Raw genomic sequence first — 26,076 nt, 5'->3', positions numbered from 1 at the left:
TTGCTTGTTAAGCACATCGCGAGAAACGGTTATCCGGCTTGCGCCGCACGTTCCGCACGGCGCTCCCAAGCCACCAAAACCATGCTTGAAAAAACAATCAATACTGCGCCGATCAAAACGTTCTCGGTGGGGATTTCTGCCCAGAGCACATAGCCATAGATAAATGCCCAGATCAGTGCCGAGAACTCGGTTGGTGCAAGAGCGGAAGCGGGCGCATGACGGAAACCTTCATAAAGCAGATATTGCCCAACGGTTGCGACCAGCCCCAATACTAGCATTAAAAGCCAGCCAGTTGCGTCGGGGTTTTTCCAGATCCATGGAAAGGAAACAGCGCATGCAATTCCGAACAAAAGGCTTGTAGCCCACATCTGGGTCAGTGTTGTTTCAGTCCTGCTCACAAGGCGTATTAAAATCGTGCTCAAAGCCCAGCAGAAACCGGCCACAACACACATCAGTGCTGGGATAAGATTTGGAGAATGCGTTGGATTTGCCGCAATCAGAACGCCAATGAAGCCACCGATGCAAGCGATCCAGCGTCCTGTGCCGATCTTCTCTTTCAGTATAAAAATCGACAAGAACATGACCATTATGGGTGCTGAAAAATACAGTGTTGTTAGCTCTGCAAGGCCTAAATATCGAGCAGCATTATAAAAAAGCAGCCAGGCCAACAGCATTAAAGCTGCGCGAAGAACCAGTGTTCCTCGGTATTTACTTTTAAATATTGAAGGATGGCGGAAATGCCAGGCTAATCCGCCAGTTATCAGGACAATAACCAGACTTCTCATGAAAAGGATTTGCGGCACTGCGTAATCAGCGACGAGCCATTTTACAATCGCGTCCTGTAGCGCAAAGCAGGCATAGCCTGCTGAAGCTAATGCTATCCCGACAATAGGTTTGGACTCAGTGCTCATGCTGACCTCACAACGCGCGACCTCGCGACGCTATGTGAAGCGCTATAGCCTAGTGCGCATGACTTGAAAAGTAACGAAGAGGGTGCACTTGCAGCAGCATCTTGCAAAGCCTTCATGCGCGGAGTAAGCAGAATAATACTCCAACATGCAGCAGTATAGTCGGCCAAGCTCAGCAACGGATTTGTGCGCGAAGAATGCTGGTTTTTGTGGCCGGGACCACCAATTAATTATGAACAAAAAAACGGTGCTTGCCGTGGGCGGAAATGCAGTCTTGGTTGGCATCCTGTTAATGCTGCTTGGCGATTTCATGTTCGCGCTCAATGATGCCATGGGTAAATGGCTGGTCGCAAGTTTCTCTGTTGGTCAGGTCCTTCTTATCCGATCGTTTGGTGCGTTCTTTGTACTTGGTCCGATGCTTGCGCGAAAGCCAGCTGCAAGTCTGTTTCAAGTAGAAAAGCCATCCCTGCAATTCGCGCGTGTTGTGCTTGCAACAGCGGATACTGGCCTTTTTTATGCTGCGGTTACGTTCCTTCCGCTGGCAGATGTGATGACCTTTTATATGGCTGGCCCGATTTACGTTGCGGCCCTTTCACATTTTCTTTTGGGTGAACGTATCGGTTGGCGACGGTGGTTGGCCGTATTTATTGGCTTTGTCGGTGTGATCATCGCATTGCGACCATCCTCAGCCATGCTTTCCTGGCCTTCGGTTTTCGGTCTATTGGGTAGCTTGTCCTTTGCCCTGACACTGGTTCTGGGGCGCGTGCTCAGATCGACGCCCGATACAACGCTGGTCACTTGGCAAACAATAGGATGTCTCGTCGTTGGTGGTGCCTTGAGTATAGGTAATTGGACATCTTTCGACACAGGTGAGTTGCTTGCCTTGCTCTTACTTGGCATCGTTGCGTGCCTTGCGCATTTGCTTATAACGCGTGCACTGAAGCTTGCGCCTGCTTCAATTCTCGCGCCGCTGCAATATACCTTGTTGCTATGGGCTATTCTGTTTGGGTGGATGTTTTTTGATGAGTTGCCTGATGTGCAAACATTGGCAGGAGCTGCAATTATCGTTTTGGCGGGTCTGTTTATCTTCCATCGCGAGAAGGTAAAGAAAGATACGGTCCCGCTTGTCCCGACCGAAGGAAGCCACGGCTGAATATTTGCAATTCGTGGGAAAAGCATTGTTCTAAAATAGAGATCAGCGCTACGAAGGACCGCCATGGCTTGCACGAAACATTACATGCTTGCCCTAGGGTGTAGGTTATCTCTATATCGCAGGTGAAGTCTTTGTGTTTTCGACTGCTTCAAGTTTTTGCTTAATGCGTTCAGCTTTGAGAAGAAGCGTATTGATGAGATTGGTTACTGGATTGAAGGACAGGCACGAGTCTGATGAATGCGTGAAGAACAAGCAATGCATAGAAGAGCCGCAAATGGTTAGAGCGATGGCCAGTCTGGTCGGTGGCAGGTATTCGATTAGGCCCGCACAATGATTGATAATCAAAAAGACCAATCATTGAAAGTAGACAGGCCCGTTCGGTTACCCGTCACTGCTTCAGCTCCAACAATGCGGATCAGTTTCCTGTTTCTACTCTGCGGCTTTGGTCTATTGGTTGCGCTTAGTTTTGCCAGCCTTCTTGTTGGAACGCGGATGCTTTCGCCTGATGTGCTGCTTCAAGCCTTGTCAGGTCAGAACAGATCATCAGCCGAGCAAATTATCCTGCTTGATTATCGCCTGCCACGTACTTTGCTTGGACTGTTATGCGGTGCAGCCTTTGGCGTTTCAGGTGCATTGATACAGGCTGCGACCCGCAATCCTTTGGCCGATCCCGGCATCTTGGGCGTCAATGCCGGTTCTGCTTTCTTCGTCACGCTGGCCGTTGGCCTTTTGGGTTGGCAGTCGATTGATACTTATATCTGGGCGGCTTTCGCCGGTGCCATTGTCATTACGCTGATTGTCTATGCGCTGGGTGCCAGCGGAAGAGAAGGTGCAACACCCATCAGGCTTGTTCTGGCTGGCGTGGCACTCTCAGCCGTGTTGGGCGGCATTGGCTCTGCTATGACATTGCTTAACCCGCAAACCTTTGATGCGCTGCGTATGTGGTCGATTGGTTCGCTTGCTGGCCGCGACATGCATGTGGTGGCGCGCGTTGCTCCGTTTATTCTCGCAGGTCTCGTTATTGGACTATTGGCCGCGCGACCGCTCAATGCCGTGGCACTGGGTGATGATCTCGCGCGCTCATTGGGAGCCAGCATCCTGCGTGCGCGTATTCTTGTGGTGATTGCTGTCACACTGCTTGCGGGTGCTGGAACTGCTGCTTGTGGTCCGATTGGTTTCGTCGGTCTGATGGTGCCGCATATGGTGCGCTGGTTTACTGGTCCCGATCAGCGACGGATTGTTGCCTTCACGCTGATTTTCTCGCCGGTCCTGCTACTCAGTGCCGATATTGTCGGACGTCTGGTGCTTTACCCAGGAGAGCTCGAAGCGGGTATTGTGACGGCCTTCATTGGTGCGCCTGTGCTCATTGCGTTGGCACGACGCAGGAAGGTGAGTGGACTATGACAGAAACACCTTCAACGCGTGTTGGAACTGGCCATATCGCGGTCATTCGCTTCTTTGGAGGCCGCTTTTCCCTTCGCCTGCATCGACGTGGACTGCTGATTGGATTTGCTCTTATTGCATTGATTTTGCTTGTCGCAATCGCATCGCTCACCAGTGGCAGTTACCAAATTCCGATCCCTGATGCGCTGCGTGCCTTACGCGGCGAGGGTGAGGATATGGTGCGGATGATTGTTGTCGAGTGGCGGTTGCCGCGTGTTCTGCTGGCCATTTTATTGGGTGCAGCACTGGGCATGAGCGGCGCGATCTTCCAATCACTGACCCGTAATCCGCTTGGTAGCCCGGATATCATTGGCTTTGCGGCGGGGTCTTATACAGGTGCATTGATCGTCATCCTGCTTTTGTCTGGCGGCTATTATGAAGTTGCCGCGGGAGCGCTGACAGGTGGCGTGATTACAGCGCTCGCTGTCTATATGCTGGCTTGGCGCAATGGTATGCAAGGCTTCCGGCTGATCATTGTGGGTATTGGTATCTCAGCTATGTTATCCGCCTTCAATGGCTGGATGATCAAGGCTGCTGATCTCAATGTAGCGATGTCAGCGGCTATTTGGGGTGCGGGTTCGCTCAATGGTCTGGGCTTTGATCAGCTGGTGCCCGTTGCAATTGTTCTTCTCATTATCATGCCCTTGACGATGCTTCTTGCACGACCAATGCGACAACTCGAAATGGGGGATGATGCAGCGCGCGCCTCTGGTGTGAATGCCAATCGCACGAGGGCTGCGTTGATGATCCTTGGCGTTGCACTCACGGCTATTGTCACGGCTGCCGCGGGACCGATCTCGTTTATTGCACTTGCTGCCCCACAGATAGCACGTCGGATCACGCGTTCGGCAGGTGTGGCGCTTATTCCCTCAGCGCTGACAGGCAGTGTGCTTCTTGCTGCCGCTGATTATGCCGCTCAGCACGCCTTCGAAACACAGCTTCCCGTCGGCATCATGACTGTTAGCATCGGAGGCATATACTTTCTCTGGCTACTCGTAAAAGAGGGACGGAAATGAGGGAAGGGCACAGGGAAGATTTGCTATCTGTGCACTCCCGAAATTGGTCTATCTGTGTTTCCTAAGGATGTAAGTCTATTATTTCATCAAGTGGCTTTGGGCTTGCTGTAAGCGATTACGTCCATCTCTACTTTGGCATCAACCATAAGCGGCGATTGCACCGTAGACCGCGCTGGTGGATGATCGAGAAAATGTTTCTTGAAAACTGCGTTAAAGCTTGAGAAGTCGCGAGCGTCATCCAGCCAGACATTCACTTTAACCACATCGGCCAATGTGCAATCTGCAAGCGCCAAAGCTGACTTAATATTTGAGATGACTTGTTCGGTTTGCACCACAATATTACCGGCGACGACTTCGCCATCCATTGTGGGTACTTGACCTGAAACATAAACAAAATCACCGGCGCGTACGGCTTTGGCGAAAGGGCGTGGCTGGCCGCCCGCTTGATTGTCTGCAGTTTCGTACCGAGTTATCCGGTTATCAGTCATGTTATCTATACTCCTGAACTGGCTTTAGAAATTGCTTCGTCATAGGCTGTGACCGCTTCAATGGCATTCGCCGCAACTATCTTTGTGCTCTGTCCGGGCCGATAAAGACTGCTTCCCAATCCGAAAGTACGAATGCCAACGGCTATATAGTCGCGGAAGTTTTGATGGGAGACTCCACCAACAGCGCCGATCACCATATTTTTAGGAAGGACTGCGCTTAGCGCAGAAATACCGGATGGGCCGAGAACCGAGGCAGGGAAGAACTTTAATGCCGATGCTCCAAGCTGAATTGCTTTGAGCGCTTCAGTCGGACTGAAGACACCCGGCAATGTGACCATCGAGCGTGCCTGGGCTATCCGCATCACATCGGCATCGATATTGGGGCTGACCATCAGGCGCCCGCCGACATCTGCTACCCGGGCACAGTCGTCGGCTGTCAAAACCGTCCCGGCACCAATCAGGATATCCGCACCAAAGCGCTTGCTCAGGCACTCAATGGAAGAAAGGGCATTGGGCGAGTTGAGCGGTACTTCAATAGCCTCGAAACCCGAACCAATAAGCACTTCGCCGATTGCCTCAACTTCGCTGGGCCCTACACCACGTAAAATGGCAACCAAAGAGCGCTTAAACGCAGGCCATTTGACACTCGGCTGAGACATTTTATTGTTCTTTCACATTCCAGAGATTACGGGCAGCTTTAAGCAATCCCTCACGTGATGCCTCTTCTGCATCTATCATTGTGAGTTGATAGACAGAATGTTGCAGGGCTTTATCGTAAAGGGTGGCGAGGCGACCCGCGCCTATCAAGATAAGCGGTATATCTTTATGATAGTCCTTAAGAGCGTCAGCCAACTCGACACCAATCAACAGACCTGATAGCCAATGGTATCCATCCTTACGCTGTGAAAAGCCTAACAATTGGCTCGCGCGCAAACGAAACAGGTTTGTAGTTAAGTTCGTGGGGCTTTTTAGCCCAATCTCAAAGCCGGACAGAAATGCAGCATCATCGACAATATGATTGTCATCGCATTCAACAGCATGCATCAAAATACTTTGGCTCGATAGAAGGGAAAAAAGCTCCCCCGTCATATAGGTTTGAAACGACTGGATAATGCCATTGGAGATGTTGATCCATTTGCTGTGAGTGCCAGGAATACAGACGAGACCGGTAAAGCTATCATCGATTGCGCCCAGAATTTGAGTTTCTTCACCCCGCATTACATCTGGATTGTGAACATTTTTCTGCGCAACACCTGGCAGAATTTGCACGTTCATGTCGCATTCTATTCTTTGGGCACCTTGATGCAGATGATCAAGTGTTGTCGGAGTGGGTAGATAAGGTGCCTCTACCCAGCCCTGGCGTGAACCAGCCATACCACAGATTAAAACCGGCAAATCGTTTGTAGCGCCAAGCTTGCGCAGATGCCACTCCAATACTGGTGCAAAGCCGCTCTTTGCGCAATGCAACATACCCTCGCCAGATTTGCTTTGGGCAATAACCTCGCCTGAAGCGCTCATAAGCCAAGCACGAAAACTGCTGGTGCCCCAATCAATGCCAACGAAGGCTGGAATTGGTGCTTGAGCGCATTTCATGCCGCCGTGCTTTCTTGGCAGTTCTCGTCATTTATCTGCACGAAATGTCCGGCACTAACTTCACGATAGCTTTTCTTTGGGGTCACGTAATCAAGTGGTCGGAGTGGGCTTTTAATTTCCTCTCCAAGATCAGGGCGCACCAGTTTATGCGCTAGGGGATCAGGAACAGGAACGGCATCAATAAGCCGGCGCGTATAGGGGTGCTGGGGATTATTGAAAATAGATACTCTCGGACCGATCTCAACGATTTCACCCAGATACATAACCGCCACTCGATGACTGATCCGCTCAACAACCGCCATGTCGTGACTAATAAACAAATAGGCAAGGTCGTGCTTCTCCTGCAAATCCAACAGAAGGTTGGAAACCTGTGCTTTCACCGAAACATCAAGTGCTGAAACGGCCTCATCCGCGACGATGAACTTCGGGTTAAGCGCCAGTGCACGGGCAATGGAGATGCGCTGACGCTGCCCGCCTGAAAACTCATGCGGAAAGCGGGTTGCCATCGAAGCTGCAAGTCCTACCTGTTCAAGGAGTTCAGCAACTTTTTCCTTCGCTTGCTTCTTGTCCATAAGACCGTGTGACAATATTGGTTCAGCAATCGCCGCGCCAATACGAATGCGGGGATTGAGCGAAGCAAAAGGGTCTTGAAAGATCATTTGTGCATTGCGCCGCATCCTACGCAAAGATGAAGCATTTAGCTTCGTGACGTCCTGACCATCAATAATGATGTTGCCGGAAGTGGGTTCAAGCAGTCGCATAACGGCGCGTCCGGTTGTGGATTTGCCGCAGCCGGATTCGCCTACCAGTGACAGTGTTTCTCCTGGGCGCAAATCAAATGAGACATTTTCAACGGCATGAATGCGGCCATTGGGCAGGTCAAATCGCACAACAATATTGGATGCCTTAAGGATAGGCTCACGACTGGATGGAACTGGCTTGGTCACGCGGCCATCTTTGGCCTCTCCAGTTTTAGGGTCCACTTCCGGGAAGCGTTTCGGCGCGATTGTGTCGCCCATTGTGCCCAAACGTGGAATGGACGCTAAAAGCGATTTTGTATAAACAGCTTTTGGTTTTGCGAAAATGTCTTTGGTAGCACCGGTTTCTACCATATCACCACGCAACATGACGACAGTGCGGTCTGCAACTTCAGCAACCACCCCCATATCGTGGGTGATAAAAAGTACTGCCATATTCTCTTCCTGCTGTAGCTCTCGAATGAGATGCAGGATTTCGGCCTGAATAGTTACGTCCAGCGCGGTTGTTGGTTCATCTGCGATCAGGAGCTTTGGCCTGCAAGCAAGCGCCATTGCTATCATGACGCGCTGGCGCATTCCGCCGGAAAATTTGTGCGGATACTCATTCAATCGTGTCCGAGCCGCTGGAATGCGCACGCGCTCCATAAGTCGTATCGCTTCGGCTTCAGCCTGCTTCCAGCTAAGATTTCGGTGCAATACCAGCGCTTCGGCCAACTGATTTCCGATTGTGAAAACCGGATTGAGGGACGTCATCGGTTCCTGAAAAATCATGCCAATCGAACCGCCGCGCACTGAGCGCATTTCGGCTTCTGACAGTTGCAACAGGTCGCGACCTTCGAGCAGAATACGTCCTTCGATGCGCGATTTGTCTTTTTGTAACAATCGCATAGCCGAAAGCGCTGTTACGCTTTTGCCCGAGCCACTTTCGCCGACGATGGCAACGGTTTCACCAGCATCCACGTGAAAATTTATATCACGTATGACTGCGCGCCAACCATCTGCGGCCTTGAATGAAGTGGTCAGATTTTCAACGCTCAGAACTGACTTCTGGTTATGATTGATGTTGGTCATGGTCAGTTCTCTTTCGCAAGACGGGGATCAACCATGTCGCGTAACCCGTCACCAACAAGTTGCAGTGAAAGTACAGAAAGGATGATCGCCAAACCCGGAAACAGCATCAACCATGGCGCATTGTTCATATATTCGCGTCCAGCGGCCAGCATTGTTCCCCAAGTCGGCATGTCTGATGAAACGCCGATACCAAGGAAGGATAGGCTCGCTTCTGCAAGCATAGCGGATGCAAACACGAAAGTTGCCTGAACGAGGATAGGGGACGCGAGATTGAGCAGAACGTGGCGCAGAAGAACCTGCCAGGTTGGTAGTCCCAGCGAAATCGCGGCCTCGATATAAGGCATCTCACGGATAACAAGAGTAGAGCCGCGCACAATACGTGCGAGCCGCGGGGCATAAGTAATGCCAAGTGCAATGATAACGGTTGTGAGCGATGGTCCCAAAGCCGCCACCAAAGCGATTGCAAGCAGGATATCGGGAAATGACATCATGGCATCCAGCAGACGTGAGATTGGCGCGTCGAGCCTGCGGAAATATCCAGCGGCCACACCAAGGAAAATGCCCAGAATGGTCGATATTGCGACGACACCGAGACTTACAAGTAATGAGACTCGTCCCGCGTAAATGGCACGAGAGAAAATATCGCGTCCAAACTCATCTGTACCGAAAAAATGAGACCATGAGGGGCCTTGCAACTTGTTGACTATAGAGAGTTTGTTGGGTGCATATGGAGCGACCCATGGTGCTAAAAGTGCGGCAAGGATGACGGCCAGAAGAATGACTACACCCAGCGCAATGGCGCGGTTGCCGAAAAGACGGCGCAGATTATCGATAAATGGCATTGAGAAGGAAGCGAGCGTCAAAGTTTTACCCTCGGATCAACCAGAATATAGAGAAGGTCCACGGCGAAATTGATCAGGACGTAGATCGCAGCCACGACAAGCAAAGTTCCCTGAATCACCGGATAATCGCGGCGGAGAACTGCTGAGACGACCAGATTGCCAATGCCCGGAAGACCAAAAACTGTTTCTGTCACCACAGCACCTGCCACCAACATGGCGATTGAAAGTCCGATAACGGTGATGATTGGAACAAGCGCGTTTTTAAATGCGTGTTTGAGGATCACTCTGCGTTCACGAGCCCCCTTAGCGCGAGCGGTTCGCACATAGTCGTCGCTGAGTACATCAAGCATTGCCGCACGTGTGAAGCGGGTTATCAGTGCTGAGTTTACGATCCCAAGCGCCAGTGCTGGCAATACCAAATGCTGCAACCTGTTGAAAAAACTCGCATCCGGTCCGCCATAACCCGAAGCAGGGAACCACCCCATGCCCACGGCAAGAGTCTGGATCAGGATAAGGCCGAGCCAGAAACTGGGAATGCTCGCTGCAACCATGGTCATTGTAACGACTGACTGATCGAAAATCGTACCGCGTTTTACGGCCGACAAAATGCCAACGGGCAGAGCGATGACGACTGCTATCAGAATTGAGAATAAGGTGAGGAAGAATGTGGGTTCGGCGCGTGATGCCAATGCTGTCGTAACAGGCTGATTGAGGAAGATAGATTGCCCGAGATCACCCTGAAATATGCCCATGATGAAATGGGCATATTGTATTAAAATGGGTGCATCGAGCCCCATTCTGGCACGCAGATCGGCTATGTCTTGTGGGGTGGCATCTGACCCCAACATGACTGCAGCCGGATCGCCTGGTGTTACACGAACAATGATGAAGACTACTGTTACGACGAGAGCCAGCACGATTAACATGCCAACTAATCGGTTCAACAATGCCCAGGCGATCCGTTCCATTTTCAATGTCTCACTGCTTAGGAGTTACATTCCAGAAATGGGGCCAATAGGTTGGGGTATAACCTTCGACTCCGTTTGCAACGCCTGAGAGAGCATTAAAATTGCCAACCTTGTAGAGAGGAGCATCGTCATAAATGACGGTTTGTATTCCCTCCCATGCTTTGAGTTTTTCGTCGTCTGTGGTGGCATTCATATAGTTTTTGACGGCTGCTGTTTTCTGGTCAGAAACGTACCAGCCTGGATAAGAATCCGTAATGGTGTTGATTGTTGTCGGATCTCCAGGGAAGTTGGAATGGGTGATGAAAATATCCCATTGTGTTGGATCCGCACGACGGGTCGTTAGGGTAGCCCAGTCGACGACCTGTAAGTCCACTTTGAAGCCAGCGGCCTCAAGATAGGCTTTGGCAACTTCTCCGATTTTATAGTGGAATTCATACTGACGGCTTGTCAGTAAGCGGATAGGGGCGCCTGTATAACCAGCATCTTTGAGCAGTTTGGCGGCCGTCTCTGGATCACTTTCTCCATAACGAACTACACCTGCGTCCGTATTCCAGTAAAAGCCTTTTGGGAAAATAGAGCCGTCAACGCTGTAAAAGCGATCATCCGAGAACGCTGCAAGCATCATGTCAGAGGCATTGAGTGAAGCTTGCACGGCCTGCCGCAGTTCCTTATTTGCAAGAACGCCTTCTTTCATATTCATATTGAGAGAAGCCCAGCCGGAATTCTCAAAAATGACGGGCTTTGCTTTGTCGCTGGTCTCCACACGTTGATAGGCGCTTACAGGCAGTGAATCGGCAAAATCGAATTGCCCTGAAATCAGACCTTCGACGCGGGTGTTTGCATCGGGCACGGGCACGAAGCGAAGCTCTTTAGCGATTGCTTCACGTTTGCCTGCATAGTTGCTTGGCTCTCCTTCTGGAGACTTGTAATCATCAAAGCGCACGAGTTGCGTATATTGATCAGGCTTGCGCTCTTTAAGGGCATATGGGCCAGTACCGATAAACTTGGTAAGTGTATCTTCTACCGTTTCGGACGGAATGATAACCGAGGCTTGTGAAAGTGTAGCGAGAAGTGGAGCATAGCGCGATTTGAGTTTGATGATGACCGCATGGTCTCCATCTTCAGTCACACTTTCGACGACTTCTGCAACTTGTTTGCCTTTAGAGTTAATCTCCATCCAGCGTTTAAGAGACGCAACAACGTCTTTGGAATCCAGGTCGCTACCATCATGGAATTTTACGCCCTCACGCAATGCGATGCGGTAGGTGAGGCCATCCTCTGAAATCTCCGGCATTGCAGCAGCGAGTAGTGGAACAGATTTCCACTGATCATCATAAGTAAAAAGCGTTTCAAAAATATGCTGATCTATCGTCAGGACGATGTCTGTTGGCGTTTGCATGACGTCGAGGCTAGGTGGTTCACCTATGGTAGCAATTGTGAGAATGCCATCAGATGCCTGTGCTATCGCTATGCTACTGGTACATGCAAGGGCCGCCGCTGCGGCGACAAATAGCAAAGTTTTTTTCATGATTTACTCCCCTTTTTTTGAACCGGCGTGCCGGTTATTTTCGCTATAATTAGTCAAGTCCCAATGGGTCATCGATACGCGGCCAGAGCTCTAGGCTGGCTTTGCGGTATGGTGTTGTTGCCGGATCTGTTGGGTAGGATGTTGGGGCCGCAATATAAACGATCTCTGAAGTGATCGGTTGAAAGCCCGCTTGAAAATGATTGGTGGATTTAACCAGAAGGAAATTCTTCGATTTGTAATCAATTCCAAGATTGGTGAAGATGTCGGGCTCATAGGTTTGCGAGCGGCTGGTAATCAGAATAATGTCAATTTCAGTTCCTAAAGGGCGGATAACAGCAACGCGCCCCAAATTGACGCGGCTTTTGCGGAAACTCTGCCATCCAGCGTTCATGACTTTTATTATTGTAACCCGCAGATCAAGAGGTTCACCGCCTTGCCAGGACGACTTTCCTCCGATGCGAATATTGAGTTCCGCACCTTCGCCGGCTGCATGACAGAAAGAAACGGCGACGGGGTCCCATAATGTTGCAACGCCAAAGTTATCGAGACCACGTTCCAGCATACGGCGAATAATATGGGTTGCATCGCCCGCGACACCGCCACCGGGATTATCCCATATGTCGGATATGACAACGGGCAGAGTAGGATTTGCGTTGCGCACGGAGATAGCGTGATCAAGGCCTGCTTCTGTATCAAACATTGGCATAGCCGTAGTTTTGCGCATTGCGTAAAGCTCGTGTCCGAGCTGGCGCGCAAGAACATCACCTTTTGTCTTCGCATTGTCCGTTACAACAACAATACGCGTGCCCATGTCTGGCACATCGCCTGCCATAAACCCATGAATTACAGAGATAGAAAGAACGCTGTCCTTGCCTTCCAAAGCCACCAAACGATCAACAAACGAGCGCATAGGCTCGCGATTTGTTGGATAGATGGATATCATCCGGCAATCGAAAGTGGATATGACCGGCTCAATTTCACCTTTAAGCGTTCTCAAAGCGAGATCGACAACATGCTCACCCCGTTCCTCGAAATCGGTGTGCGGAAATTCGAGGAATGTTGCCATGATGTTAAGGTTGGCAATACGCTTTGTCGTTAAATGACTGTGCGGGTCGAACTCGGCTGCGATCAGAACATTCGGTCCGACAATTTCACGAATACATGCCAGAAAATCACCTTCCGGATCGTCGTAGCCCTGTGCGACCATAGCGCCATGGAGGCCCAAAATCACACCATCTACAGGTAATGCGGCACGCAATTCATCCAAAATAGTATCGCGCAGGGTCTCATAGGTTTTGCGCTGAATAAGCCCGGCGGGTTCGGCCCAGCAGGAGGTGCCTTCAATGACACTAAAACCTTCAATTTTCCCGCGGCGTCGGAGGATTGGCACAACAGATGAGCAAAGTGTAGGCGTGTCTGGATGTTCGCCCGGGCCAGCATAGAAAGCGGTTTTGAACGCATCCATATCAGTTGGAACAGGTGAAAAAGTATTCGTTTCTGTCGCCAAAGAGGCTGTAAAAATACGCATGTGATGCCCATACTCAGGAACCCGAACCCCACATTATCTGCACAAGCGCTAAGCTTGATGTTCAGACAATTATCAAAGGGTCTGGATTTCGTTTATTATGTTCCGCCGCTTTTTTGTAATTTATTTTCTTAATAATGCGTCAAGCGTCACATAAGTCAATCGATTTTGGCCGATTAATCTAAAAAATCTAGGAGCTATGAAAATAGTATGAAATTGATTTTCACGTTTTCATAGAGTTCGTCCCCGGTAGATGTGTGGATTTATTGAAATGAACAATTAAAATAATGGTTTAGTAACGGGCCGATTTTGGAGATATTTGAGTGAAGTACGAAAGGCTCAGTTATATTATGAAAAAAAAGGGCGTTTAGCGGCCCCTTTTTTCATACTCGTGTTTGACGTGACTTTATGGCTACCAAACTGTTCCGCGCGCTGAAACAGGTTCGACACGTGTGACGATGCCGTTTCGATGGAAAACCATTTGGTCAAATAGATTGCTGACAACGCAGGTGTGGTTAGGAACAACGCGGACTACAGAGCCGATCGCAGGGAAGCCATCCTGGCAATCGGTGAGGTCGACTATGGCATGTTCTTCTGACAAAGAGATGATGCGTGCAGATTCAAAACCATCAATAATACCAAAATCACTAAAGCCAAGAAGGTCGGATGTGAGTGCTTTTGAGCCACAATCAAGAACCGCGCGGTTGCTTGCTGGGCGCGAGACGACGGTTGCTAAAATGTGCATTGCCAGATCATCTGTTGTGCAATGACCGGCGCGAACCATGCTGCGATCATTATAAACATAGGTGCCAGCACGGTGTTCTGTTGCTGATGGTACCAAATGCGCGGAATATAAATCGGGAGAACCGCCGCTGGATCTAATTGGACAATCTAAGCCGCCTACCTCAAGAAGCTTGATAGTTTCAACGATGAAGCTTTCAACTTCTTTTGCGCCGCCAGTGGCGGGGTAGGTCAGGATTCCTGCAAACTGTAGTCCCGGTTGAGTGTTGATTAATTGTGCCAATGCTGCAGCTTCTTCAGGCGTTTGTACGCCACAGCGCTTGCCGCCTGTATCGCACTCAACTAACACTGATAATGGCCTAGCAGCCACGAAAGCGTCAGCAAGTCCTTTGATAGTGGTTTCATTATCTGCTGTTACTTTGAGCGCACCGATTTTTTTATTTAACGCCTTGAGACGACTAATTTTCGTAGCGCCAAGAATATTGTAGGTAATCAGGATGTCATCAAAACCCGCATCTGCAAATATTTCGGCTTCTGTTACCTTCTGGCAATTAATGCCCTGGGCGCCAGCCTCTATTTGCTGACGGGCAACAGCTGGGATCTTATGCGTCTTGATATGTGGTCGGAAAGTTTTTCCACTCTGTTCGATATAGATCTGGGCCCGTGTGATGTTGGCCGTTAGCCGATCTTCATCAATGATTGGTAAAGGGGTGGGTAGCTCTTCGATCCGCGTGCCAGCTACGGGCCAGGGAAACGTCATCCGATAACCTTTCATGCGCTTTATATGTGGTGATGTATATAATTTTCCTGAATAGCAGGAAAATGCTGATCTTATTGACACTATGGCAGATATTTTACATAAAAGTGAAATTATTTTTCATTGGTAGCCGACAACAAAGGTTTGTGTTTTCACATGGATATTATTCATGCATTGAGTGATGATGAGAACAAACTGTCAGGCTCCGAGAAGAAGCTCGCTGCTTTTGTGCTTGATAATGTCGATTTTGTTGTCACGTCATCCATTAGTGAGCTCGCTGAAAAAGCACAGGTTTCTGCTCCGACAGTCACCCGATTTTGCCGCCATTTAGGCTGTCAGGGCTATTCTGATTTTAAGGTGCAGCTGGCCAAAATTTCTTATGTTGGTTTGAGGTATTTGACCCCGGAAACCCAAACAAACAGCGTTGAAGAAGTTGCCGAGGATATTGTTACCAAAGCTCAGAATGCGTTGTTTCAGCTACATCGGCAGCTTGATCTGAATGCGATTGATAGGGCTGCTCATTTATTGCGTAATGCCAACTTCATTCACGCTTTTGGTGCGAGCGGAAACTCTGCGATGATTGCAAACGAGCTGCATAATCGCCTTTTTAGGCTTGGCTGCCATATTCATTCTTCAAATGATCACAGTATGAATATTATGCTTTCATCCGTAGTTTTACCTGGGACTGTTGTTATTGGCTCCTCAATTACCGGCCGCGATCCGGATCTCTTGCATTGTATAAATCTTTTGCGTGAGAGATCCATTCCAACAATCGCAATTACGCAGAGCCACTCTCCTTTAGCAAAAGCCTGCGATGTGCTGATCGCTGTTGATCTTCAGGAGGGGAATAATATTTTTAGGCCAACATCGACGCGTTATGCATATCTCGCGGCTATCGATATTCTAGCAAATATGGTGGCCTACGCGGATCGTAATCGTGCTGTTCGCATTCTTCGGCAGATTAAGGAAGAACTCGTTCGTTCTCGTGATGGCGATGACCGGCAGCTTTTGGGGGACTAGCTCGTTTTGCGAACAAACTTGGCCGTCACTTCATCGCGGACTAGAAGAACCTGCGGCAGATTCGCATAAACGCGTATTGTAAATGCAGCATTAGCGCGTTTTGTGTAAGTTTCAGCGCCTAAATATGCAATCAATGTCTTAGCTGCGAAATGCAAACCAATGGGCAGTAATCCAGTTCAGTAGCTTCACTTGGGTAGAATAGATAGCGCTTGGAACGAGTTCATACCTCTGCTGTTTGTGCCTGTAATGGGAGTTAAACGCCCAAATCAGACAAGCCGTGATATGGCTAGTCACCTTCACTGCGATGTTTTTGAAGCCAGATGCTGGAACAGGTTGAGTGCCATTGGAGATAGCTTTTCTTCGTTGCGAACACAGACTAAGAGTCGCCGCGTCGCCCAATCTTCCTGCAGTTCCAAGATGCGGATACGGTTTGCTGGTCGAAACCGCCGCGCTGCAGTTTCAGGTACTATGCCCAAACCAACTCCTTCACCCGCCATACGGCAAATCCCCTCGAAGTTGCGCAGAGCGACACGCTTTTTGAGCTTCGTACCAAGCCTGTTGGCCTGGTCATCAATGTGTGTTTGTAGCGCACCTTCCGCCAGACAGATGAAATGCTGGCCCAACAAGTCGGCGAAGTGCACGCGTTGAGATTCAAAGAGAGGATTATCGCGCGCAACGACGACCACTAAACGGTCAATCGCAAAAGGCCTTACGAGAAGATCGCCGGTGTCGATGCTGTCGGACAAAATACCTATCTCTGCAAATCCCGAAGCAATACTCTTCGCAATCTCCATGCTCTGGCGCTCCCTAAGTTCGACATCGGCTTGTGAGTGTGCCGCAAGCCAGGGAGCCAGACGGGAAGGTAATATTTCTGAAATCGCGGCGGTGTTTGCAAATACGCGCACGCTGGAACGAAGTCCTTTTGCATACAGTCCGATTTCATTACGCATTTGCAGTAGGTTTCGGCCAATAGTGCGAGCGTGATGCGCTAAGGCCTCGCCAGCTTCGGTGGGCACCACGCCTCGTCTTCCGCGCTCAAGCAATTTGACTTCGCCCTCGATCTCCATATTTCGGAGCCGTTCGCTTGCGGCTGGAAGAGACAGGCCAACGGCGGAAGCACCATGAGTAATGTTGCCGGCATCAACTACAGCGAGGAATAGTCGGAGATCAGTTAAATCGAAGCGCATGACATACCCTAATCTCAAAAGTGCCTTCGGTCTAGCCGAAGGCAGAACTCGGAACTTCAGAATTCAGAAATTGGCGAAGGCTGCTATCATAGCTGGATGTCAGATTTAACTTTTCCTACCATTGCAGCTATTGCGACGACATTTTTCTTTGCTGGCCTTGTAAAAGGGGTAACTGGCATGGGGCTCCCTACGGTGGCAATGGGTGTCCTTGGTTCTCTAATATCTCCGCTTACTGCGGCAGCCTTGTTAATTGTCCCATCGTTTATAACGAATGTGTGGCAGCTGTTCGCTGGGCCAAATTTCACCTCTATCCTGCGGCGGTTATGGCCGATGATGCTTACGATCATTGCTGGTACTATTCTCGGATCATCATTTATCACGGGTGATAATACGGTGCTTACGACGACCGCTTTAGGAATCGCGCTGGCTATTTATGCGATTTACACGCTGTTCGCGCGGCAGTTCCGTGTTCCCCCATTTCTGGAAAAATGGATGTCACCAATCGTTGGAGCGTTAACTGGCATTATCACTGGCGGCACAGGTGTTTTCGTTGTACCAGCGGTGCCCTATCTGCAAGCGCTCGGACTGTCTAAGGACGATCTCGTTCAAGCACTCGGATTGTCTTTCACAGTCTCGACCATTGCTTTGGCTGTTGGTATCGGTGCGCAGGGCGCTTTTGACTTCGAAAAGTTGGTGGTTTCGGCCATGGCCGTAATCCCTGCTTTGGCGGGCATGTGGTTAGGTCAGGTCATTCGAGATCGAATTAGTCCAGCTACCTTTCGAAAGGGTTTTCTTATCTTTTTATTCACACTGGGTGCAGAGATGGCCTTGAGGCCGTTTTTCTAGTCAAGCCTGAGAGTGTATCGAAACAACACGATAAAGAACTGCGAAGATATGAGGCAGCACATGATGCGAGGCACGGAAAGTTCGAAAGCCGATAAAGCTTTAGATTATAACTCAGAGGTACAAATTATCTTATGAAGATAAATGGCTGGGGAACCTGGATTCGAACCAGGACTAACGGAGTCAGAGTCCGTGGGTCTACCGTTAACCTATTCCCCAGCAGGGTCGCGTTTCAGTTCAGTTTAACTGAGTGCGATTTCGACAGAAGCTAGATGCTTCATTTGTCGGTGGCCACCATCTAGCGAACTCAAACGGGTAGCGCAAGCCCTTCTTTTAAAAAAATATGGCAAATTCAGTTATTTCTTCATTGCTGTTCAGAAGCCCCGGATTTGCAGCACAACTTGACGGGTACGTATAAAAAAAAGCCCGGCAGCAGAGGTGCGGCCGGGCAAAAGGGCAGGCTGGCCGAGAGGGTACCCGGCTGTGAAGGTGGCGCCCGCCAGATGTTCGTTCAGCAGATGTGACGTGTGGCCTCTACGCGTGCGCGTGCATCTGCAAGTGCGGCCAGGACGCGGGTCGGATCGTCCGTCGTACGCGTATGGATCGCGGTATAAATATCGCCACCATGAACTCCGATGTCCTTAAGCAGGTAACTATCGAGCTGATTGAGGTGGACGACATGGCGCCGGTTTCGGAAAAGCGTCCAGCGACGCATAACCGACGCAAACACGAAATTCACCATTTGGCGCAGCACGGAGGTTGAGGTGCTGGTTTCGGGTAAATGTGTCATGGTGGTCTTGCTAATCGCTGTCATTGCCGCTCTCCTTTAAGCGCGCTTGTTCAAAATGTTTCTATCGTCAGGTCATTCGCTTTCGCGTCTCCATTCTCTGCGACGCCAGCTTTATCCAATAATAGAATTGATTGTTCCAACGAATGTTTTTAATGTAATAGTTCAATAATTATGATGGATCGTTTCGATGAGCGCGCCTTTAGATCTAGACCAGTTGCAAACCTTCATTGCTATTGCGGATACGGGTAGTTTCACCAAAGCGGCCGATGCTGTTTTCAAAACGCAATCAGCAGTTTCCATGCAGATGCGTCGCCTTGAAGAGCGCATTGGAAAGCCACTTTTTGAGCGGGATGGGCGCATTAATCGCCTGACCGAAGATGGCGAGCGGCTGCTGCTCTATGCGCGCCGCATGCTTATGCTAAATGGTGAAACCATAGCGGCCTTTGATGATACGCAACTCGAAGGTCATGTGCGCATTGGTACGCCGGATGATTATGCGGATCGGTTTTTGCCGGAAATCATGGCGCGATTTGCGCGCTCAAACCCACGTGTTGAGCTGTCTGTGGTTTGCGAGCCTACGGTTAATCTGGATGATATGATCCGTCGCGGAACGCTCGATATCGCGCTGGTTACGCAATGCGATGATAAGCGCCGGTCTGAAGTGGTGCGAACGGAGCCGCTTTTGTGGGTGACGTCGGCCACGCATGCAGTGCATGAAGAGGCGATGTTGCCGCTGGCGGTGGGGCGGCCCACATGCATCTGGCGCCATGCCGCGATTGATGTGCTTGAACAGGCAAACCGTGATTATCGCATTATCATCACGAGCTGGTCGGCGACCGTTCTGGCGGCGGCGGTTCTTTCGGGTTTGGCGGTTTCTGTTTTGCCCGAATGTGCGCTGCGTCCCGGTATGCGCGTGCTGGGCGAGGCTGATGGCTTTGGCGCTTTGCCGGAATTTGGCATCGGCATCATGCGCGGACACACCAAGCAGAACGCAATTGTGGATGCATTGGCGCAGCATATTATTGAAAGTCTTGATAATATTTCTTCACCCGCACCAGTAGCTCTTGCCTCTGCGGAAGTTGCATCGTTCCCATCCGTCCGAACGCGTCGCGTGCGCAGCAACGAGTTGTTACCGGGCTGGTGAGCGTTGAACGTGCATAAGCTTAAAGAGTGGCGTCTTGTCCCGTTGACCACTGATCCTCGACTGATACCTATTGCAGGATGAGCATGGGTTTCGATTCTGATCCTAAGGGCACCGCTTCTAATGTAGCGGAATACAGCGTTTCTGAGATTTCCGGCGCTCTGAAGCGTACGGTCGAAGATACGTTTGCGTATGTGCGCGTGCGCGGCGAAATTTCCGGCTATCGTGGTCCGCATTCGTCGGGACACGCTTATTTTGCATTAAAAGATGACCGCTCGCGGCTTGAGGCCGTGATATGGCGCGGCTCGATGGGGCGTTTGCGCTTCCGCCCTGAAGAGGGCATGGAGGTTATCGCCACTGGCAAACTGACCACCTATCCCGGTTCATCCAAATATCAGATCGTGATTGAGCAGATGGAACCTGCGGGTGCCGGTGCTCTGATGGCCCTGCTTGAAGAGCGCAAGCGCAGGCTTGGTGCTGAAGGTCTGTTCGATCCGGCTGCAAAGCAGCTTCTACCGTTCATGCCGCGGGTGATTGGGGTTGTTACGTCACCAACGGGCGCTGTTATCCGCGACATCATTCATCGTATTGCGGACCGTTATCCGTTGCACGTGGTTGTCTGGCCCGTGCGTGTGCAGGGCGAGACGAGCGGTGCTGAAGTGGCTGCTGCGGTTGACGGTTTTAACGCGCTGCCCGAAAATGGAACAATAGCGCGGCCTGACGTGCTGATTGTCGCGCGCGGCGGTGGCAGTCTTGAAGACCTGTGGGGCTTTAACGACGAGATCGTTGTGCGGGCAGTTGCGGCTTCACATATTCCGGTTATTTCGGCTGTCGGCCATGAGACAGACTGGACACTGATCGATCTTGCGGCCGATGTACGCGCACCAACGCCGACAGGTGCAGCCGAAATGGCGGTGCCTGTGAAGGCTGATCTGGTGGCAACGCTTGCTGCGCAATCTGCGCGCTTGTCTGCGGCCATGTCGCGTTTTATTGATCAGAAACGCCAATCCTACCGCGCTGCTGGTCGTGCGCTGCCATCGGCCGATCAGCTGCTTGCCCTGCCGCGTCGTCGTTTTGATGAGGCTGCGTCGCGCCTAACGCGTGGACTGTTTGTGAATACACAAAAGAAGCGCGTACAGTTTGAAGGCCGTGCGCGGCAGTTGTCGCCACGTTTACTGCAACGTGGCTTTGACGAACAAAAGCGTCATATGAAGCTGCTCGATCAGCGTTTGCCGCGCGCGCTGGAAGCATTTTTGCGCGAGCGCCGCATAGTTTTTGCAAGGCGTGCTGATCGGCTGACGCCAGAACCTTTGCTGCGGCGGACAATGCTTGCGAAAAATGCCATGGATCAACTTGATCGCCGCCGCGATCAGGCGATTAATATATTGATTGAGCGCACCAAACGACGCGGGCAGGAACTGGAACGACTGATGCGAACGCTTTCATATGAAAGTGTTCTGGATCGCGGTTTTGCGGTTGTCTTCGATGCGGAAGGCAAGCCGGTTAAGCAAGCGGCAAGCGTTGGCAATGGTGATGCTTTGTCGATTCGATTCCGCGATGGTGATGTTGCCGCTGTGGCAGGGACTGCTTCAGGGCGCCCTTCAAAGGGTAAAGCGGGCAGAACGGGAACGCCGAGTTCCGATGAACAAAACTCGTTATTTTAGCAATTGATCTTGAGCCATTTTATATAAACTGCTGTTTTCCGTACACTCTTAAGGCTGGCTTAAGTTTGGTTTTCTCTTTCGTTATCCCAGCGAGTCACGTGGCTCACAAAGATGCAGTTGAAAGAGTTTTTGAATGTCGGTTAAGTTTTCTCAAGGCCATGGGCTAACCAGTCGCCGTGCCTTCCTGATTGGAGCGAGTGCTGTAGCGCTTTCCGGCTGTGTTTCGACAGCACAGCAGCCGGAGCCGGCTAAAGTTGCCAAGGCTCCTGCTCCGGTTCGTGCCGTGCCGCCGATGTATGAAGCGATGCCGTATGAGCAGTTCCCTCTGCCTGCAGTGAATGTGGCCAAGGTCGATCCGAAATTCTGGCGGCAGGAAGTCGATTACCCAACCAGTGAAAAAGTTGGCACCGTGATTGTCGATACGCCCAACAAATATCTCTATCATATCCGTGGCAACGGTCGCGCCATGCGCTATGGTATTGGTGTGGGCCGCGATGGCTTTTCGTGGGCGGGCCGCGCGATCATCGCCTATAAGCGTGAGTGGCCGCGCTGGACACCACCGGATGAAATGGTCGCTCGTCAACCAGCGCTTCAACCCTATAGCATTGCCAATGGTGGTATGCCTCCGGGCCTGAAGAACCCGCTCGGATCGCGTGCGCTTTATATTCACAAGGATGGCCGCGACACGATCTATCGTATTCATGGTTCTCCTGAAGAATGGAGCATCGGTAAGGCAGTGTCGTCTGGTTGTATTCGCCTGCTCAATCAGGATGTGATCGATCTTTATAACAATGTGCGCGATGGCAGCACAATTGTGGTGATCCCTGATCCAAGCAAAGGAACGCAGGTTTCAGCTTAACCAACAACAAAAGGCGCGGGTCTCCGCGCCTTTTGTTTATTCATTGCCTGTTGCCGTAGCGATAGTTTCGGCACTTCGCCAGAGCGACGGTCCCTGCATGACGACAACGCCCACAGCTACCAACAGAACACCAGCTATGCGCGATGGCGTGATTTCTCTTGAGACAAACCCCATAATGCCAAAATAGTCGATCAGCACCGCAGCGATTAGCTGCCCGGCAATGACTGCCGTCATAAAGCCTGCGGCACCGAGTTTTGGTGCAAACAGAATGGCTGCGGTGATGTAAACCACACCGGCAACGCCACCAACCCATATCCACTTCGGCTGCCCTGCAAGACCAGTCAATGTGGGCAACGAGGTTTTCATCGCCAGCAAAACCGGCAGCACGCAAATGATGCTGACGATCAGCGAAACGACAGTCGCCCATAATGGATGACCTAGTGCGCGGCCCAATGCGGCATTCGCCCCTGCCTGAAATGGCACAACAGCACCCGCGATAAGGGCGGCGATTAAGAATGTAAGTGATCCCTGAGCCTGCATGTGAGTGGCCTTTCCTGTGTTGTTTCGGCTCAAATCTAGTTATAGATGAAATGAATGTGAAATTCAGATTGTTGGATCAATTATGCAGCAGATGAATAATTTACGGAATGTCGATCTCAATCTGTTGGTCATTCTGGATGTGCTTCTGACAGAGCGCCATGTCTCGCGCGCAGCCGTTCGCCTCAATATGAGCCAGCCCGCAGTCAGTCATGCCTTAGCACGTCTGCGTGAGTTACTGGATGATCCACTTCTCATCCGGGAAGGCGCTGGTCTCGTGCCATCCATTAAGGCCATGGAAATTGCAAAGCCGCTGACGGAAGCACTATCAGGCGTGCGCGCTGTGCTGGGGCCGCAAGGTTTTGATCCGGCGACTACGCAGCATCGCTTTCATCTGTCGATGTCGGACTATGGCGGCGGCATTGTGTTGCCGGGGTTGGTGCGTGAATTGCGAAAAGACGCACCGGGGATTGATCTTGCGATCAGCCAGTTCAGCCGCGAAGGCATGATTGCGCGTGTTCTGGATGGCGAGATTGATTTGGGTTTTGGTGTGTTTCCGCATCTGCCAGCGCAGATTGCCGCCGATATCATCATGCAGGACGAATATGTCTGTCTTCTTGATAAACGCAGCCTTGAAGGGCGGGCATTTGATGCGGAAATCTATTTCTCGCGCCCGCACGCGCTTGTGGCAGTGCGGGGCGATGCGACGACCGAGATTGAGGAGAGCTTGAAACTTGAAGGCCAGACGCGGCACATCGCAGTGGTCGTGCCGCATTGGGGTGTCGCGCCGCACCTGATTGCAGGCACTGACCTGATTTTGACGATCGCGCGCGGTGGTTTGAAAAATCTGCCGCCGGATGACAATCTCATCGTGATGCCAGTGCCGGTGAAACTGCCGCCGATACCTTTTGTGCAGATATGGCATAAGCGCCGGGAAAGTGACCCGGCGCATCGCTGGTTACGGTCGAAAATAAGCTCGACCGATTTTAACGCTTAGTAGGCATATTCGAGGAAGATCGGCTCAATCGAACCGGCCCAGACGCTGTTGTAAGCTTTGAGCATGCGTTCGGCATCCGTTATTCCTGCGGCAACGATCTCTTCAAGCGGTGCCAGGAAATGCGTTTCGTCAAAGCCGTCGCTGTTCAACTGTTTGCGGTTGAGAAGGCCAAGACGCGAAATTTCCAGTGTCTTGCGTGCAATTTGTGCCACTGGCTTGCCGCGGAACGTAGCATTGAGCGCCTTTGCAGGCACGTCATTGCGCAGCGCCAGAACCTCTTCATAGGTCCAGTCTTTCGTCAGGTCTTCTGCTGCATCGAGCGCTTCAGCATCATAAAGCAGACCAACCCAATAAGCAGGCAGGGCGCAGATTCGACGCCATGGGCCACCATCGGCACCACGCATTTCGAGGAAGCGCTTAAGACGAACTTCCGGGAACAGAGTGGAAAGATGATTGGTCCAGTCGCCCATATTCGGCACCGGATCGCTCACTTCACCCTTCAAAGCGCCATTCATAAACTGGCGGAAGGTGACATGCGTGCAATCGTGATAGCGACCGTCACGCAGGATGAAATACATCGGAACGTCGAGCGCCCATTCGACATAATCAATGAAGCCGAAGTTTTCCGAGAAAACAAATGGCAGCACGCCTGAACGTTGGTTGTCGGTGTCGCGCCAGATGTCCGAACGCCATGATTGAAGGCCGTTTGGCTTGCCTTCGGTGAAAGGTGAGCTTGCAAACAGTGCTGTCGCAATTGACTGCAACTTCATCGAAACCTGCATCTTGCGGCGCATGTCGGTTTCGGAGCTGAAGTCGAGATTAACCTGAACGGTTGATGTGCGGTACATCATGTCGAGACCTTCATGCCCGACTTTCGGCATGTAGTTGCTCATGATCTTATAACGCGACTTTGGCATAACCGGCGTTTCTGCCAGCGTCCATTTCGGGCTGCCGCCAAGGCCGAGGAAGCGAATGCCGAGTGGTTCGGCAATCTCTCGAACCTGCGAAAGATGTGCATTCACTTCGCGGCATGTCTGATGAATGGACGAAAGCGGTGCGCCGGAGAGTTCAAACTGACCACCCGGTTCGAGCGAAATCGCACCCTGTCCGGTTGGTTCAACGAGGCCGATAATATTGCCTTCATCGATAATCGGCTCCCAGCCAAGCTTGGCTTTCATGCCTTCGAGAATGGCTTTGATACCGCGCGGTCCATCATAGGGAACAGGGCTGTTATCCGCGACATAGAACGGAAATTTTTCATGCTCGGTGCCGATGCGCCAAGCATCTTTTGGCTTGCTACCTTCGGCGAGATAGGCTGCGAGTTCTTCAACACCAGTCAGTGCTGTTTCATCAGTCGTGTCGCGCGCCATATAGTTTGTCCCTAGTCGAATTTGTCTTTGTCAGCGTGATTGGACAAATTTGTCAAATCGCGCAAGTCAATTTCATTGATGATTGAATTTTCTTGAATTCATGCTGGTGCTTTCCAGTCGCCCAACACGGCTTGAACAAGCGTCAGTGCAGCAACCGCTGCGGTATCAGCGCGCAGAATGCGTGGTCCAAGCGGAATGGCGGTCACAAAAGGCAGGCTGCGCAATTGCTGGCGCTCGCTTTCCGAAAAGCCGCCTTCTGGCCCAATGAGCACAGCATAAGGGCCGGGTTTCAGGTTGCTCAGAACAGTCAGTGGATCATCGGTCTCATGGCCTTCATCGCAGAAGATAAGGCGACGCGACTGGTCCCATTGTTCCAGAAAGCGGTCAAAGCGCAAAGCATCGCGACATTCTGGGATTGCCAGCACGCCGCATTGTTCCGCGGCTTCAATCGCATTTGCTTTAATGCGGTCCGTTCCAAGCTTGGGCACTTGTGTATGCTGGGTGACCACGGGTTGCAGCACGCCTGCACCCATTTCAACGGCCTTCTGCACCATATAATCAAGTCGGCCTTGTTTGAGCGGAGCAAAGCAATAGATCAGATCACAAGCTTCTGGCTGCGGGCGAGTTTGTTCAATTGCTTCGAGAAAAAGCCGCTTCTTGCCTTCTGGCCGAAGCCTTGCTTTCCATTCGCCGTCCTGCCCGTTAAAGACCAGAACTTCGTCGCCTTCCTTCAATCGCATCACATGCGTCAGATAATGGGCGGCCTGGGTTGGAGCTTCGACGCTTGCCCCCGTAGCAAGGTCGGCTTCAATATGAATTCGTTGCATTTTATAATTTGCGCGCATTCCGCATCGATGACAGAGGGCGGGGCCAATGG

The 26,076-nt window shown here is 51.1% G+C and carries 24 protein-coding genes and 1 tRNA gene; 9 read left to right on the top strand and 16 right to left on the bottom strand.

Going from position 1 to position 26,076, the window contains the following annotated elements; all coding sequences use genetic code 11:
* Nucleotides 1-29 precede the first annotated feature (29 nt).
* Nucleotides 30-911: a DMT family transporter gene (locus tag J2782_RS20895; protein ID WP_310015971.1), complete on the bottom strand. Its 882-nt coding sequence runs from the start codon at nt 909-911 to the stop codon at nt 30-32.
* 229 nt (nt 912-1,140) lie between these two features.
* Between J2782_RS20895 and J2782_RS20890 the strand changes: the two genes are divergently transcribed.
* The 3 genes from J2782_RS20890 (at nt 1,141) to J2782_RS20880 (ending at nt 4,520) form a co-directional block, all read left to right on the top strand.
* Nucleotides 1,141-2,061 (top strand): DMT family transporter, encoded by a 921-nt coding sequence (locus tag J2782_RS20890; RefSeq protein ID WP_310015970.1) that lies wholly within the window; start codon nt 1,141-1,143, stop codon nt 2,059-2,061.
* A gap of 330 nt (nt 2,062-2,391) precedes the next feature.
* A complete protein-coding gene (locus J2782_RS20885) occupies nt 2,392-3,465 on the top strand; it encodes a FecCD family ABC transporter permease (protein WP_310015969.1) in 1,074 nt (357 codons plus the stop codon).
* Nucleotides 3,462-4,520, top strand: coding sequence for a FecCD family ABC transporter permease (locus tag J2782_RS20880; RefSeq protein ID WP_310015968.1), 1,059 nt, complete (start codon nt 3,462-3,464; stop codon nt 4,518-4,520). Before J2782_RS20885 ends, J2782_RS20880 begins: the two co-directional genes overlap by 4 nt.
* Before the next feature lie 86 nt (nt 4,521-4,606).
* Here the strand turns inward: J2782_RS20880 and J2782_RS20875 are convergent, their stop codons facing one another.
* The 9 genes from J2782_RS20875 to J2782_RS20835 all read right to left on the bottom strand — a co-directional run bounded on the left by J2782_RS20875 (nt 4,607) and on the right by J2782_RS20835 (nt 14,794).
* Nucleotides 4,607-5,008: a RidA family protein gene (locus tag J2782_RS20875; RefSeq protein ID WP_310015967.1), complete on the bottom strand. Its 402-nt coding sequence runs from the start codon at nt 5,006-5,008 to the stop codon at nt 4,607-4,609.
* Between the two features lie 5 nt (nt 5,009-5,013).
* Nucleotides 5,014-5,667, bottom strand: a complete 654-nt coding sequence (locus J2782_RS20870; protein WP_310015966.1) for a 2-dehydro-3-deoxy-6-phosphogalactonate aldolase — start codon at nt 5,665-5,667, stop codon at nt 5,014-5,016.
* Nucleotide 5,668: 1 nt separating this feature from the next.
* Nucleotides 5,669-6,601, bottom strand: a complete 933-nt coding sequence (locus J2782_RS20865) for a 2-dehydro-3-deoxygalactonokinase (protein WP_310015965.1) — start codon at nt 6,599-6,601, stop codon at nt 5,669-5,671.
* On the bottom strand, nt 6,598-8,430 hold the full coding sequence (locus J2782_RS20860; RefSeq protein ID WP_310015964.1) for an ABC transporter ATP-binding protein: 1,833 nt from the start codon (nt 8,428-8,430) through the stop codon (nt 6,598-6,600). The genes J2782_RS20865 and J2782_RS20860 overlap by 4 nt, the downstream gene beginning before the upstream one ends.
* 2 nt (nt 8,431-8,432) lie before the next feature.
* Nucleotides 8,433-9,272 carry an ABC transporter permease gene (locus tag J2782_RS20855; protein WP_310016000.1) on the bottom strand — a complete coding sequence of 280 codons (840 nt, stop codon included), beginning with the start codon at nt 9,270-9,272 and terminating at the stop codon, nt 8,433-8,435.
* A gap of 17 nt (nt 9,273-9,289) precedes the next feature.
* Entirely contained in the window at nt 9,290-10,240 is a 951-nt protein-coding gene (locus J2782_RS20850; protein ID WP_404989695.1) for an ABC transporter permease, read from the bottom strand.
* Nucleotides 10,241-10,250: 10 nt separating this feature from the next.
* Entirely contained in the window at nt 10,251-11,768 is a 1,518-nt protein-coding gene (locus J2782_RS20845) for an ABC transporter substrate-binding protein (protein ID WP_310015963.1), read from the bottom strand.
* Between the two features lie 49 nt (nt 11,769-11,817).
* A complete protein-coding gene (locus tag J2782_RS20840) occupies nt 11,818-13,296 on the bottom strand; it encodes a M81 family metallopeptidase (protein ID WP_310015962.1) in 1,479 nt (492 codons plus the stop codon).
* 409 nt (nt 13,297-13,705) lie between these two features.
* A complete protein-coding gene (locus tag J2782_RS20835; RefSeq protein ID WP_310015961.1) occupies nt 13,706-14,794 on the bottom strand; it encodes a D-TA family PLP-dependent enzyme in 1,089 nt (362 codons plus the stop codon).
* 153 nt (nt 14,795-14,947) lie between these two features.
* On the opposite strand from J2782_RS20835, the gene J2782_RS20830 reads away from it, so the two are divergent.
* A complete protein-coding gene (locus J2782_RS20830) occupies nt 14,948-15,811 on the top strand; it encodes a MurR/RpiR family transcriptional regulator (RefSeq protein ID WP_310015960.1) in 864 nt (287 codons plus the stop codon).
* A gap of 296 nt (nt 15,812-16,107) precedes the next feature.
* Here the strand turns inward: J2782_RS20830 and J2782_RS20825 are convergent, their stop codons facing one another.
* Nucleotides 16,108-16,998, bottom strand: a complete 891-nt coding sequence (locus J2782_RS20825) for a LysR family transcriptional regulator (protein WP_310015959.1) — start codon at nt 16,996-16,998, stop codon at nt 16,108-16,110.
* A gap of 96 nt (nt 16,999-17,094) precedes the next feature.
* On the opposite strand from J2782_RS20825, the gene J2782_RS20820 reads away from it, so the two are divergent.
* Nucleotides 17,095-17,844, top strand: a complete 750-nt coding sequence (locus J2782_RS20820) for a sulfite exporter TauE/SafE family protein (RefSeq protein ID WP_310015958.1) — start codon at nt 17,095-17,097, stop codon at nt 17,842-17,844.
* A 142-nt stretch (nt 17,845-17,986) separates the two neighbouring features.
* Here J2782_RS20820 and J2782_RS20815 read toward each other — a convergent pair.
* A tRNA-Gln gene (locus tag J2782_RS20815) sits at nt 17,987-18,060 on the bottom strand.
* Between the two features lie 292 nt (nt 18,061-18,352).
* Nucleotides 18,353-18,655 carry a DUF1127 domain-containing protein gene (locus J2782_RS20810; protein WP_310015957.1) on the bottom strand — a complete coding sequence of 101 codons (303 nt, stop codon included), beginning with the start codon at nt 18,653-18,655 and terminating at the stop codon, nt 18,353-18,355.
* Between the two features lie 163 nt (nt 18,656-18,818).
* Here J2782_RS20810 and J2782_RS20805 point away from each other — a divergent pair, with 163 nt between their 5' ends.
* The 3 genes from J2782_RS20805 to J2782_RS20795 all read left to right on the top strand — a co-directional run bounded on the left by J2782_RS20805 (nt 18,819) and on the right by J2782_RS20795 (nt 22,295).
* Nucleotides 18,819-19,775, top strand: coding sequence for a LysR substrate-binding domain-containing protein (locus tag J2782_RS20805; RefSeq protein ID WP_310015954.1), 957 nt, complete (start codon nt 18,819-18,821; stop codon nt 19,773-19,775).
* A 77-nt stretch (nt 19,776-19,852) separates the two neighbouring features.
* The gene (gene xseA, locus J2782_RS20800; protein WP_404989694.1) at nt 19,853-21,436 is read left to right on the top strand and encodes an exodeoxyribonuclease VII large subunit; all 1,584 of its coding nucleotides are present in this window, start codon (nt 19,853-19,855) and stop codon (nt 21,434-21,436) included.
* A gap of 133 nt (nt 21,437-21,569) precedes the next feature.
* Entirely contained in the window at nt 21,570-22,295 is a 726-nt protein-coding gene (locus J2782_RS20795) for a L,D-transpeptidase (RefSeq protein ID WP_310015950.1), read from the top strand.
* Between the two features lie 36 nt (nt 22,296-22,331).
* Here J2782_RS20795 and J2782_RS20790 read toward each other — a convergent pair whose 3' ends face one another.
* Complete coding sequence (locus J2782_RS20790) at nt 22,332-22,835, bottom strand: DMT family transporter (protein WP_310015948.1); 504 nt, start codon at nt 22,833-22,835, stop codon at nt 22,332-22,334.
* A gap of 82 nt (nt 22,836-22,917) precedes the next feature.
* Between J2782_RS20790 and J2782_RS20785 the strand changes: the two genes are divergently transcribed.
* Entirely contained in the window at nt 22,918-23,829 is a 912-nt protein-coding gene (locus J2782_RS20785) for a LysR family transcriptional regulator (RefSeq protein ID WP_310015947.1), read from the top strand.
* On the opposite strand, the gene J2782_RS20780 is transcribed toward J2782_RS20785, so the two are convergent.
* Nucleotides 23,826-25,199: a glutamate--cysteine ligase gene (locus J2782_RS20780; protein WP_310015945.1), complete on the bottom strand. Its 1,374-nt coding sequence runs from the start codon at nt 25,197-25,199 to the stop codon at nt 23,826-23,828. The genes J2782_RS20785 and J2782_RS20780 overlap by 4 nt on opposite strands.
* 98 nt (nt 25,200-25,297) lie before the next feature.
* Entirely contained in the window at nt 25,298-26,044 is a 747-nt protein-coding gene (locus J2782_RS20775; protein ID WP_404989693.1) for a 16S rRNA (uracil(1498)-N(3))-methyltransferase, read from the bottom strand.
* Nucleotides 26,045-26,076 lie beyond the last annotated feature (32 nt).

The sequence above is a fragment of the Brucella pseudogrignonensis genome (genome assembly GCF_031454375.1).
In the GTDB taxonomy this organism is placed as follows: Bacteria; Pseudomonadota; Alphaproteobacteria; order Rhizobiales; family Rhizobiaceae; genus Brucella; species Brucella pseudogrignonensis_A.
This window is presented reverse-complemented; position numbering and strand designations above follow the sequence as displayed.